The organism is Seohaeicola nanhaiensis (assembly GCF_042654245.1).
Classification (GTDB): Bacteria; Pseudomonadota; Alphaproteobacteria; order Rhodobacterales; family Rhodobacteraceae; genus Seohaeicola_A; species Seohaeicola_A nanhaiensis.
On the sequence record NZ_JBHSGI010000005.1, the window covers coordinates 407,728 to 419,866 of the forward strand.

A 12,139-nucleotide genomic window follows, 5' to 3' on the forward strand; every position below is an offset into this window, starting at 1 on the left:
GCACTGTCAATTGCCCGCTTGGAGCCCTTAGAGACTGTGCTGGTTGGAAGTTGGCAGCGTCGATTACTGAGGCACGAACTGTAACCAACCGGCTGATCCGGCGACCGCCAAAAACCCGATGAACATCACGACCGCGATGATCCAGTGAAATAGGGTCTTCCGCCGTTTGCCCTCTTTCGGGAACCAAGCGAACCGGCGCAACCATCCTAGGACAATATCCATGACCATCAGGACAAAGAGGAAATGACGAAAGAACAGGTAGATAAACAACGCCGCAAGGACGATACCGGCCACCGCATTGTTCGGGATTATCTCCCAACTCTTTCCACCTCCTGTGGCCGTTAATGTGCTTTCCATCCGCCGCTTACTTTGCTGCTGACACTTCTTGGTCGCCAAAAGGCTTATCAATCCGCCCGATGGCGGTCTATGCTTAACAATCGAAGCGGTTTCGTTCTTCTGAATTCTACCGGCAGCTTCGTCCGCACAGATCGCCGTCCGCACAGTTAGCCCTGACCGTCGGTCATCGCCACGGAAGCCTGATACAAATGTCAAATTCCCGCTTGGAGCCCGACCATAGGTAGTGCAACAGCTTGGCTGATTTGTGTTCGCCAGAAGCGTCGAGGCCAGCCGGTTTTCACTTGGCTGCGTTTCGTGGCTTTAGCGTCTGCGGTATGGGCGTGGCGTGTATTTGCAGCCTTGAGCGATCTCAGATGAACTCAATATCAGCTTCGTCCGCATTGCCAACGCTATCCACCCACCACTCGGAACCTATTGTGACCGTCGGACCGCGCCGCCCCCACACCGCAATCCCCGCATTCCCCCCACCCCCCGAACCTGCTAGACGCGCCGCGCACCCAAAACCAAGGACAGCGCGATGATCCAGCCCGGCCCCGCCTTCAAGAACAACCTGACCCGGATCCCCCCGATCGGCGGCCTCGCTCGCATCGACCTGATCGACGCGACCGGCGCCACAGTGGCCGCGATCGAGAACCAGCCGGGCAAGCAGGGCTCGCTCGCGGTCTACCAGTATCTGCACCAGACCTTCGGCCTCCTCGACGCCAAGGCCGCAGCCCACGGCCTCGCGGTCTTCGCCGAACACACCGCGGATGCGAAAGCGCGTCCCGGCGCGCATCCCAACATCGACCGCCTGCTCGCCATCGCCGAGGGCGCGGCGCCTCTCACCATCCAGCTGGTCCGGGAAGGCTGACCCTTCCCGGTTGACCACGCAGAAGCCTCACGTATAAGCCGCCATTCGCAAACGGGGACGCAAGCACATGGCACGTAAAGGGCGCGACGTAACGGGGTGGCTGGTGATCGACAAGCCGGCGGGGCCAACCTCGACGGCGGTGGTCAACAAGGTGCGCTGGGCGCTGGGCGCCAAGAAGGCGGGCCATGCCGGCACGCTCGATCCCGAGGCGACCGGCGTGCTCGCCATCGCGCTCGGCGAGGCGACCAAGACGGTTCCCTACATCACCGACGCGCTCAAGGCCTATGCCTTCACCGTGCGGCTCGGCATCGCCACCAATACCGACGACGCCGAGGGCGAGGTGATCGCCACCAGCGACCTGCGCCCCACCGACGCAATGATCAAGGAGGCGCTGCACGCCTTCGTCGGCGACATCATGCAGGTGCCGCCGCAGTTCAGCGCGGTCAAGATTGACGGCGAACGCGCCTACAAGCGCGCCCGCGACGGCGAGGCGATGGAGATCGCGCCCCGCCCCCTCTGGGTCGAGGAACTGGTGATGACCGGGCGCCCCGACGTCGACCATGTCACGCTGGAACTGACCTGCGGCAAGGGCGGCTATGTCCGTTCCATCGCGCGCGATCTCGGCCATGCACTCGGCTGTCACGGCCACGTGACCCAGCTGCGCCGGATCTGGTCCGGGCCCTTCGACGCCGCCGACGGGCTCAGCCTCGACGAGGTCGAGCGCCTCGCCAAGACGCCCGAACTCGATGCCCATATCCAGCCGCTCGAGGTCGGTCTGGCCGACCTGCCCGAACTGCGCTGCACCCCCGAGGGCGCGGCGCGTCTGCGGAACGGCAACCCCGGCATGGTGATGGCCTCGGACGTGGAATATGGCGACGAGGCCTGGGCTTCGTACGAGGGCCGCGCCGTGGCGGTCGGGGTCTACAAGGCGGGCGAGTTGCACCCGAGCCGGGTTTTTGTAACCTGACCCCGGCGCGCCGCACCGGAGGACGACCATGCTCGACTATCAGCTTCTGACGCCCAGCGCCTACAAGACCGCCGTCGGCGACCTGCTCGCCCGGCTCGAAGGGTTCCTCTCCCGCGCCCGCGACATCGGCGATGGCGCGGCCTCGATCGGCTATGGCTATACCTTCAGTCGCAGCGACAACCTGGCCCTGTGGCAGCAGGCGGGCATCGCGCTGACCGCCTCTGAACAGACCGTCCTGGCGCGCATCGACGCCGCGCCCGACAATGCCACCCGCACCGCCATCGCGCTGAACGAATTCACTCATGTGCTGACCCTGGCCGAGGCCCAGGCCCTGCTGGGCGAGACCGTGGGCCGCTACGAGGGGCCGGCAGATCTGCTCGGAATGCCACTGTCGGAAGAACGGGTGGCGCTGGTCTCGATCACCTACAACCGCGGTGCCGGGGCGGTCACCTCGAAGATGGGCGATTTCCTGGCGGCGGTCGAGGCGGGCCACCGCGCCGAGGCCTGGTATCAGATCCGCTACGAGTCGCAGACCGCGCTGACCCAGTTCCAGAACGGCATCGCCAAGCGGCGCTATATCGAGGCCGAAACCTTCGGCCTGCACGACGGCGACGTCAGCTTTGCCGAGGCGCTGTCGATGGGCCGCACCTATGCCGCCCACCGCGACCACATCCTGGCCTACGAGGCGCAATGGGCGCCCGAAAGCTACGCCGGCGAAGGCCTGCACGGCATCGCCGACGAACTGCGGCCGGCCATCGAGACGGTCAGCGCCCGCTATGCGCACCTGCTGGACAGCCCGGCCGACGATCTGCTTGTCGGCGGGCCGGCGCTGCGACTGCTCGACGGCGGCGCCGGCAACGACCTGCTGATCGGCAGCTTTGGCGCGGATGCGCTGCAAGGGGGCGACGGCCGCGATCTGCTGGTCGGGCGGCGCGGCGGCGACCTGCTCGACGGCGGCGCGGGTGCGGATGTGATGGTCGGCGGCGCCGGGCACGACACCTTCGTCTTCGATGACCCCGGCGACCGGATCGTCGAATTTGCCGGCGGCGGTCACGACACCGTGCGCATCGAATCGACAGGCGGTCTGCGCACGCGCCACATCGAAGTCGCACAGGTCTCCGACCCGCTTGGCGCGCAGCTGACCATAGCCACCAACGAACTCCGCGCCATCAACCTCTCGCACGGCCGCGACGCGGTCCGTCTGGTGGTGAACCGGCTGGTCGAGGGCCAGGATCAACTGGTGATCCGCACTGGCGCGGGCGCCGACCGGGTGAAGATTGTGGACCGCCTGGACTGGGCCGGGTGGAGCGCCAACGACACGCCCTTCAACTTCGTCTTCAAGGGCATCGCCGCGCGCGACCGGATCGACCTGCGCCCCTTCGCGCTCGACGCCCTGGTGCGCGGGGTTGAGACGGTCGACGGCCACGACGGACAGTTCCTGCTCGCCCCCGGTGCCGAGCTGCGCTTTGACGGCGGCGCGCTGGTGAACGCCTCCGACGACTGGCGCATCGCCGATATCGGCGCGGATACGCCCTGGGGCCCAACGCTCGACGGCGACCTGACGGCGCGGCACTTCCTGCTGTGATCCGCCGTGTGCTCGAAGCCGAGGGGCGGCGCTCCGAGGTCGTCTATTCCGACTGCCAGCGCTATCGCTACAGCCTGACCCGCTGCTGGGACGCGGACGCCGGCCGCCTGCTCTTCGTGATGCTGAACCCGTCGCAGGCCGACGAGCGCCGCAACGACCCGACCGTCGCGCGCTGCGAGGCGCGCGCCCGGGCGATGGGCTTTGGCGCTTACCGTGTAGTCAACATCTTCGCCTGGCGCGCGACCGATCCCCGCGACCTGCGCGCGGCGGACCAGCCGGTCGGGCCCGCGAATGACGCCGCCCTGCTCGAGGGTGCCGCCTGGGCCAGCCACATCCTCGCCGCCTGGGGCGCCCATGGCGCGCACCGCGGGCGCGGCGCCGAGGTGCGCGCGCTGCTCGCCGCCTGCGGCCGCCCGCTGCTGCATCTGGGCCTCACCAAAGGCGGAGAGCCGCGCCACCCGCTCTACATCGCCGCCGCCCGCCCGGCCGAACCATGGAATTAACCCGGAAGTAGCCAGCCTGTCCGAATGGATTTGACCTGCGGCCCGGGCTCAGGCCAAATACCCTCACCGCCCCTTCGAAGGCCCGCCCGATGTCCAGCCCCCTGCCCGATCCGCCCCGCGCACCGCGCCTGGGCCAGGCCATCGCCCCCGGCGCAACCGTGCGCTTCGACCCCGAGGACGAACGGCTGGTGCTGGTCTGCCCCTCCCTCGATGCGGCCCCGGCGCTGGACCTGCGCGCCACCGACACGCCAGGCGAAACCCGCCTTCTCCTGGACGGACGCGATCACGCGCGGATACGCAGCAACCGACCGCTGGCCGAGGCCGATTTCGTCCTGATCGATCAGGCCACCGCCGCCCGCATGGGCCTCGCCTGACCCGCGCGCATTCTTCCTTTGCCATTTCGGCGAAACATGCCTATACGCCGCCGGTGCGCCGGATTCGCGTCCGCCGCATATCTCCACGGGCCTGTGCTGGACGACATCCCGGCCTGCGCCATTCCTCTAACCCTGAAGGAGACCCCGATGTCGATCACTGCCGAAGAAAAACAGCGCCTGATGAAGGAATACGCAACCAAGGAAGGCGACACCGGTTCGCCCGAAGTCCAGGTTGCCATCCTGTCCTCGCGCATCGCGACGCTGACCGAACACTTCAAGACCCACAAGAAAGACAACCACGGCCGCCGCGGCCTGCTCATGATGGTTGCCCAGCGCCGCAAGCTGCTGGACTACGTCAAGGGCAAGGACGAAGCCCGCTACGCCTCGCTGATCGAGCGTCTGGGCCTGCGCCGCTAAACGTCGGAATACCCCGGGGTCTCGACCCCACGGAAGGCTCCCGAAGGCATCTTCGGGAGCCTTTTTGCATGGGGCACGCCCTGCCTTGATCCGGGGCCACCGCCGGCCTAGATCCCCACCATCATGTTCACGTCCACATTCTTTCCGCGAGTCTGAGCGACCTCCGTCGCAGGCGCCCCGGCGTCTGCTGAATCGCACCGGCCCTGCCACGCAGGCGCCGAGTTAAGAGATGTGACATGACTGCTTCCCAAGACACGCGCCTGACACCGGATCAGGTCGAACACTTCATCAATGACGGTTTCATCAAGCTCCCAGACGCCTTCCCCCGCGACCTGGCCGAGGCCTGCCGCGCCGAGCTCTGGGCTGATACCGGCCTCTCTTCCAGCCGCCCCGAAACCTGGACCCGGCCCGTGATCCGTCTGGGACCGAAATCCTCGCCCCCCTTCGTCGCCGCCGCCAATACCCCGCGCCTGCGCGCCGCCTATGACGCGCTGGCCGGCAAGGGGCGCTGGATCGCCCCGCAGGCGCTCGGCACCTTCCCCATCCGCTTTCCCTCGACCCAAAGCGCCGGGGACGACGGCTGGCACGTGGACATGAGCTTTGGCACCGACAGCCCCGATTTCATGGACTGGCGGGCGAATGTCACCAGCCGCGGACGCGCCCTGCTGATGCTGTTCCTGTTCTCGGATACCGGCCCCGACGACGCCCCCACCCGAATCCGCAGGGGCTCGCATGCCGCCATCGCCCGCGAGCTGCTCCCCCATGGCCCGGCGGGCGCCACGCTGCGGCAGCTGTCGGCCGATGGCTACGCCTCGACCGCGGACTGCGAGATCGCCCTCGCCACCGGCACGGCGGGCACCGTCTACCTCTGCCATCCCTTCGTAGTGCACGCGGCCCAGCCGCACCACGGGACCGCGCCGCGGTTCATGGCGCAGCCCCCGCTGCTGCCCGCGATGGACTTCGACCCGGCCCTGCCGCCCTCTCCGGTGCAGATCGCCATTCGCAGGGCCTGCGGCCTGCCACTCTAGACCGTCAGGCCGGCGCGCCGCTCAGTTGGCCCCGCGCGCCGGCCCCGCCGCCTCGATCACCGCCGCCACCCGCGCACCGATGGCGGTACTTCCCTTCACCGAGGGGTGGATATGGTCGAAATCGTGAAAGCTCTTATTCCCGCTCGGCACCAGATCGCTCAGCGGCACGAAGAACACGCCCGGATCGGCCGCCGCCATCTTCTGCAGCCGGCGGTCCAGCTCGTCGCCCTCGTCGTGGCAATGCTCGATCGGCGAGCCGAAGCCGGGGCTGCGCAGATAGCCAAGGTAGACCACCCGCGCGCCGGTGGCGCGGATCATCGAGACCATGTTCACGATGTCGCCCGACCGCCCGTCACGCGCCACCAGCTTGTCCATGCGATGCTCGCAGCGCGCACAGCCACAACCCAGCCACAGATCGTTGCCGCCGCCATTCAGGATCACCCAGTCCCAGTCGCCGGGGCGATACTGGTTGACGATCTTCATTCCCATCTTCCCGCTGACCGGCAGCTGATAGATCACATGCGCCCCGACAACCGACCGGTCGATCACCGGCTGGCCCAGAATCTTCTCGACCTGATCGGCAATCGCCATGTCGTCGGCCCGGTTCCAAGCCAGCATGGAATCGCCCATGGCCAGGATATGCGCGGACTTGCCCGCATTCGTGGTCGGTTCACCGCAGCCCGCAAGCACCGCGAGACAGGCGCCCAGCAGCGCGAATATGGTCTTCTTCACGTCAGTTCCCCTACCCTTCTGGAACGGTCACGCCACCGGCCTGCGTCAGCGACGCCCGAGCGTGGCCGGAGACTCTACCCTGAGGTGACACTCTCGCACGGGAATGCGGCACCGCTTGGGCGGGAGCGGGGCAAATTCCGCTCGGCGGGACGGTCAGCTGCCGTGACGGGGGCGCGCCGAAGGGCGGCAAGCTGTCCCTTTCCTTCTTGTCCATTCTCCTGTATGGCCCGCGCATCTGAGACGTGACGCCTTTGGCCCCCGGGCGCGTGCAACAGGATAGGGGGCGGCGGCAATGGGGCCGCCATGCAAAACGGGAGACCCGGCAGGGGCCGGGAGCGCTCCCATACAGGATACGCTGATGTTCAACATTACGAAGAAGACCATGCAGTGGGGCGAAGAGACGCTCACACTGGAAACGGGCAAGGTTGCCCGTCAGGCCGACGGCACCGTGATCGCCACTCTGGGCGAAACCTCGGTCATGGCCAACGTGACCTTCGCCAAGGCGGCGAAGCCGGGTCAGGATTTCTTTCCGCTGACCGTTCACTACCAAGAGAAATACTATGCCGCCGGCAAGATCCCGGGCGGCTTCTTCAAGCGCGAGGCGCGGCCGACCGAAAAGGAAACGCTGACCGCGCGCCTGATCGACCGTCCGATCCGCCCGCTGTTCGTCCCCGGCTTCAAGAACGAAGTCCTGGTGATGTGCACCGTGCTGAGCCATGACCTCGTCAACGACCCCGACATCGTCGCGATGATCGCTGCCTCGGCCGCGCTCACCATCTCCGGCGCGCCCTTCATGGGCCCGATCGCCGGCTGCCGCGTCGGCTTCGAGGATGGCGAATACGTCCTCAACCCGACCGTCGACGACATGCAGGACCTGCGCCTGAACCCCGACCAGCGCCTCGACCTCGTGGTCGCCGGCACCAAGGACGCGGTGATGATGGTGGAATCGGAAGCCTACGAGCTGACCGAGGCCGAAATGCTGGGCGCCGTCGTTTTCGCGCACGAACAGATCCAGCCGGTGATCGACCTGATCATCGACCTGGCCGAAGACGCCGCCAAAGAGCCCTTCGACTTCCAGCCGGTGGACTACTCCGACCTCTACGCCGCCGTGCAAGGCGCGGGCGAGGCCGACATGCGCGCCGCCTTCGCGATTGCCGACAAGCAGGAGCGCACCAGCGCGGTTGCCGCTGCCGTCGACAAGATCAAGGCCTCGCTCAGCGAAGAGCAACTGGCCGACATCAACCTCGGTTCGGCGATCAAAAAGCTCGAAGCCTCGATCCTGCGTGGCGACGTGGTGAAGACCGGCAAGCGCATCGACGGACGCTCGACCACCGACATCCGCCCGATCGTCTGCGAAACCGGCCTGCTGCCGCGCACCCACGGCTCGGCCCTCTTCACCCGCGGTGAAACCCAGGGCCTCGTCGTGACCACGCTCGGCACCGGCGATGACGAACAGTTCATCGACGCGCTGCACGGCAACTTCAAATCGAACTTCCTGCTGCACTACAACTTCCCCCCCTACTCGGTGGGCGAGGTTGGCCGCGTGGGTTCGCCCGGCCGGCGTGAGATCGGCCACGGCAAGCTGGCCTGGCGCGCGCTGCAGGCGGTTCTGCCGGCCCCGACCGACTTCCCCTACACCATCCGGGTTGTCAGCGAGATCACCGAATCCAACGGCTCCTCGTCGATGGCTTCCGTCTGCGGCGGCTCGCTTTCGATGATGGACGCAGGCGTCCCGCTCAAGGCGCCGGTCGCCGGCGTCGCGATGGGCCTGATCCTGGAAGAAGACGGCTCCTACGCGGTGCTCTCGGACATCCTCGGCGACGAAGACCACCTCGGCGACATGGACTTCAAGGTCGCGGGCACCGAGAAGGGCATCACCTCGCTGCAGATGGACATCAAGGTCGCCGGCATCACCCCCGAGATCATGGAGAAAGCCCTGGCCCAGGCCAAGGACGGCCGCCTCCACATCCTCGGCGAAATGTCCAAGGCGCTGTCCTCGGCCAATGCGTTCAGCGTCCACGCGCCGCGCATCGAGACGATGCAGATCCCGACCGACAAGATCCGTGAAGTGATCGGCTCGGGCGGCAAGGTCATCCGCGAGATCGTCGAGGTCTCGGGCGCGAAGGTCGACATCAACGACGATGGCGTCATCAAGATCGCCTCGGCCAATGGCGATGCGATCAAGAAGGCCTACGACATGATCTGGTCGATCGTGGCCGAGCCGGAAGAAGGCGGCGTCTACAAGGGCAAGGTCGTGAAGATCGTCGATTTCGGCGCCTTCGTGAACTTCTTCGGCAAGCGCGACGGCCTCGTGCACGTCAGCCAGATCGAAAACCGCCGCCTGAACCACCCTTCCGACGTGCTGAAGGAAGGTCAGGAGGTCTGGGTCAAGCTGCTGGGCTTCGACGAACGCGGCAAGGTCCGCCTGTCGATGAAGGTGGTCGACCAGGAGACCGGCAAGGAAATGACCAAGGAAAAGCAGGAAGCGGCCGAAGCCGAATAACGCCTTTCCGGCAAAACCACACAGGGCCCCGGCGGAAACGCCGGGGCCTTTTGCTTGCCGCTAGGTCAGCGCAAATTCCCTCTCGCCGCCAAAAGGTTCCGGGCTAGGCTGGCAGCATGTCACGCAGCAGGGAGGGGGATTCCTGATGAAATACATGTTTGCGATTGCAGGCCTGATGATCGGCCTGTCCGGTCCGGCGATGGCCTCGCCGGTAACGGATGTCTTCACCAGCTACTACGCCTTCGGCGACAGCCTCAGCGATGACGGCAAGCTGGGCGCGCTCTATCCGCCCAGCCTCGACGGCCGCTTCTCGAACGGCCGGGTCTGGACCGAATACGTCGCCGATGCCTTTGCCGCCGCCGGGCGCGATACCGGCAATCTGGCATTGGGCGGGGCGACGGCGGGAGACGTGAACCTGCAGCCGCTCGCGCCGCTTTCGACCTTCAAGGGCCAGATCAACACCTTCCTCTATTCCATGGCCAACGGCTTCGGCCTGCCGACCGAACTGGCCCCGGTGCCGCAATACGCTGCCACGCCGCCCAATCCCGGAGCGAACCCGCTCGTCTCGGTCATGTTCGGCGCGAACGACATCTTCCAGGGGTTCAGCCCGGTGGCCGCCGCCCATGCCGTCACCGACAACATCCGCTATCTCGCCACCGCGACCGGCGGGGTGTTCAACGACTTCCTGCTGGCCGGCCTGCCCGACCTCGGCAAGACGCCCGCCTTCATGGGGTCGGCGGATGCGACGCTGGCCGCACTGGCCTTCAACCTGACGCTCGCCGGCGACGTTCTGGGCCTCCGGGCCGAGGGGCTGAACATCATCGGCTTCGACACCGACGCGGTGTTTCAGGAAATCCTGGACGACGTGAAGGCCGGCGGCATCAAATACGGCATCCTCGATGCGACCACGCCCTGCACCGCCAGCCTGTCGCAGCCGGGGCCAAGCTGCGTCGGCCAGATCGACCCCAACCTGCTGTTCTTCTCGGACGGCGTCCACCCCAACGGCAAGGTGCACGAAATTGTCGGCGACCGCGTGATGGCCGTGCTCGAGGACAGCGTGACCCCGGTGCCGGTCCCGGCCAGCCTGCCGCTGCTGCTCGCCGGGATCGCCGGTCTCGGACTGGCCGCCCGCCGCCGCGCCGCCTGACGCTGGCGAAGGCCCCGGGCGGGCGTCCGGGGCCTTCGGCGTTGAGAGATTGGGGTTCTGCCCGTCGCCATTGTCACTCGGACCAATGGCGCAAACAACGGCGACTCCCCGAGGATAGGCAGAAGCGGCAACCAGACCCGCCTGCCCCTCTCCCGCTTTCATCCGACCTGCCACGATTTTGCCCCTTGCGGGCCATGCTTGATTCCCAAAGCGGCGCTTACCCTGCGCTCCGATCTGCTCGCCCGCCGCCCCCCGTCCTGCCAGACGCGCGGCCCTGCCACCGGAGTGCGCCATGACCGAGTCCGTCTTCCTGCTGGACGCCGCCCGCGCCGGGCATATCGCCGGGCTGGCCTGCGGGCTGGGCCTCGCGTTGGTGGCCGACTTGCTGGCCCTGCGCTCGATCCTGTCCCCGGTGACACAGCGCGACGTCTGGACCCTGCGCTGCCTGCACCGGATCATCCTCGGCGGGCTGGCGCTGCTCTGGATCAGCGGGCTCTGTATCCTCTGGCTGCGCACCGGCTTCGACCCAGACCGCTTCTCGCCCAAGCTGATCACCAAGCTGGTCATCGTCACCCTGCTCACCCTGAACGCGCTGGTCATCGGCCGCTATGCCCTGCCCCGCTTTGCCGCCTTCTGCGGTCTGCGCTTCGGCGCCTTCCCGGTGCAGGAACGGCTGCGCCTCTCGGTCATCGCCGGGCTGTCGCTCTCCTGCTGGCTCTCGGCCCTGGCGCTTGGCGTCTTCAGGCAGCTCAAGGCGCTGGACTTCGCAAGCCTCGAAGCGATCTTCCTGCCGCTCTTCCTGGCCGGCATCGCCGGCGCGCTGGCGGTCGGGCTGGGCGCCCGCGCCCTCGGCAGCTTTGGCGAGACGCGCGCCTGGCCCGACACCCCCGCCATGGGCCGCGTCCACAGCCGGATGCTCGGCCTCTAGACTGGCGCGCCGCGCCCGCCGGGGCTAAGCAGGGCGCATGAGGTCGATGATCATCCACATGGCGTCCAGCACCGCCCGCGCCGAGAACGTCGCGCGGTTGCTCGACGTCCTGCCGGAGGCCGAGGTGGTCGAGGCCGTCAACGGCCGCGACCCGGCCCAGGTCGCCGATATCGAGGTGGCCGGGGCGCTGCACCGCCCCCGCTATCCCTTCGCGCTGCGCCCCGGCGAGATCGGCTGCCTCGCCAGCCACCGCCGCTGCTGGGCGCGGCTGGTGGAAAGCGGCGCGCCCTTCGCGCTGATCGCCGAGGACGACCTGCTGGTGGACCCGCCCCGGCTTGACCGGGCGCTCGACATGATCGCAAGCCACGCCGATCCCGCCATGTATGTCCGCCTGCCGGTCAAGGCACGCGAAACGCCCGGCAAGGTGCTGGCCGAAGACGGCGACATGCGGCTGATCCTGCCCCGCGTCATCGGCCTGCAGACCGTCGCGCAGGTGGTGGGGCGCGACGCGGCCGCGCGTCTGCTGACCGTCACAAAAAGGATCGACCGCCCGGTCGATACGCTCTTGCAGATGCACTGGGTGACCGGCCAGCCGATCCACAGCCTTCTGCCCAACGGCAACCGCGAGGCAGTGGCGGGCGGCTCGACCGTGCAGGGCACGACAACAGGCAAACTGCGGCGCGAGGTGCAACGCGCGCTCTACCGCGCGCGGGTGGCGATGCGGCCGCAGCGCTAGGCCACGGCCGCG

General features: G+C 67.4%; 13 protein-coding genes. 11 read left to right on the forward strand and 2 right to left on the reverse strand.

Annotated elements, in window-relative coordinates; genetic code table 11:
• Positions 1–63: 63 nt before the first annotated feature.
• Entirely contained in the window at positions 64–501 is a 438-nt protein-coding gene (locus ACFO5X_RS09320) for a hypothetical protein (protein ID WP_380717094.1), read from the reverse strand.
• A gap of 373 nt (positions 502–874) precedes the next feature.
• On the opposite strand from ACFO5X_RS09320, the gene ACFO5X_RS09325 reads away from it, so the two are divergent.
• The 7 genes from ACFO5X_RS09325 (at position 875) to ACFO5X_RS09355 (ending at position 6,081) form a co-directional block, all read left to right on the forward strand.
• Positions 875–1,207 carry a DUF2322 family protein gene (locus ACFO5X_RS09325; RefSeq protein WP_380717096.1) on the forward strand — a complete coding sequence of 111 codons (333 nt, stop codon included), beginning with the start codon at positions 875–877 and terminating at the stop codon, positions 1,205–1,207.
• A gap of 67 nt (positions 1,208–1,274) precedes the next feature.
• Positions 1,275–2,174 (forward strand): tRNA pseudouridine(55) synthase TruB, encoded by a 900-nt coding sequence (gene truB, locus ACFO5X_RS09330; RefSeq protein WP_380717097.1) that lies wholly within the window; start codon positions 1,275–1,277, stop codon positions 2,172–2,174.
• Between the two features lie 28 nt (positions 2,175–2,202).
• Entirely contained in the window at positions 2,203–3,759 is a 1,557-nt protein-coding gene (locus tag ACFO5X_RS09335; RefSeq protein ID WP_380717099.1) for a glycoside hydrolase family protein, read from the forward strand.
• Positions 3,756–4,262, forward strand: coding sequence for a DUF1643 domain-containing protein (locus ACFO5X_RS09340; protein WP_380717100.1), 507 nt, complete (start codon positions 3,756–3,758; stop codon positions 4,260–4,262). Before ACFO5X_RS09335 ends, ACFO5X_RS09340 begins: the two co-directional genes overlap by 4 nt.
• Positions 4,263–4,351: 89 nt before the next feature.
• The gene (locus ACFO5X_RS09345; protein WP_380717101.1) at positions 4,352–4,636 is read left to right on the forward strand and encodes a hypothetical protein; all 285 of its coding nucleotides are present in this window, start codon (positions 4,352–4,354) and stop codon (positions 4,634–4,636) included.
• Between the two features lie 147 nt (positions 4,637–4,783).
• The gene (gene rpsO / locus ACFO5X_RS09350) at positions 4,784–5,053 is read left to right on the forward strand and encodes a 30S ribosomal protein S15 (protein ID WP_380717103.1); all 270 of its coding nucleotides are present in this window, start codon (positions 4,784–4,786) and stop codon (positions 5,051–5,053) included.
• Between the two features lie 236 nt (positions 5,054–5,289).
• Positions 5,290–6,081 (forward strand): phytanoyl-CoA dioxygenase family protein, encoded by a 792-nt coding sequence (locus ACFO5X_RS09355; protein ID WP_380717104.1) that lies wholly within the window; start codon positions 5,290–5,292, stop codon positions 6,079–6,081.
• Between the two features lie 21 nt (positions 6,082–6,102).
• On the opposite strand, the gene ACFO5X_RS09360 is transcribed toward ACFO5X_RS09355, so the two are convergent.
• Positions 6,103–6,813: an SGNH/GDSL hydrolase family protein gene (locus tag ACFO5X_RS09360; RefSeq protein WP_380717105.1), complete on the reverse strand. Its 711-nt coding sequence runs from the start codon at positions 6,811–6,813 to the stop codon at positions 6,103–6,105.
• Between the two features lie 358 nt (positions 6,814–7,171).
• On the opposite strand from ACFO5X_RS09360, the gene pnp reads away from it, so the two are divergent.
• The 4 genes from pnp (at position 7,172) to ACFO5X_RS09380 (ending at position 12,127) form a co-directional block, all read left to right on the forward strand.
• Positions 7,172–9,316: a polyribonucleotide nucleotidyltransferase gene (pnp, locus tag ACFO5X_RS09365; RefSeq protein ID WP_380717106.1), complete on the forward strand. Its 2,145-nt coding sequence runs from the start codon at positions 7,172–7,174 to the stop codon at positions 9,314–9,316.
• A 145-nt stretch (positions 9,317–9,461) separates the two neighbouring features.
• Positions 9,462–10,463 carry an SGNH/GDSL hydrolase family protein gene (locus ACFO5X_RS09370; RefSeq protein ID WP_380717107.1) on the forward strand — a complete coding sequence of 334 codons (1,002 nt, stop codon included), beginning with the start codon at positions 9,462–9,464 and terminating at the stop codon, positions 10,461–10,463.
• 292 nt (positions 10,464–10,755) lie between these two features.
• On the forward strand, positions 10,756–11,391 hold the full coding sequence (locus ACFO5X_RS09375; protein WP_380717108.1) for a hypothetical protein: 636 nt from the start codon (positions 10,756–10,758) through the stop codon (positions 11,389–11,391).
• 37 nt (positions 11,392–11,428) lie between these two features.
• The gene (locus ACFO5X_RS09380; RefSeq protein ID WP_380717109.1) at positions 11,429–12,127 is read left to right on the forward strand and encodes a glycosyltransferase family 25 protein; all 699 of its coding nucleotides are present in this window, start codon (positions 11,429–11,431) and stop codon (positions 12,125–12,127) included.
• The last annotated feature ends 12 nt before the right edge of the window (positions 12,128–12,139 follow it).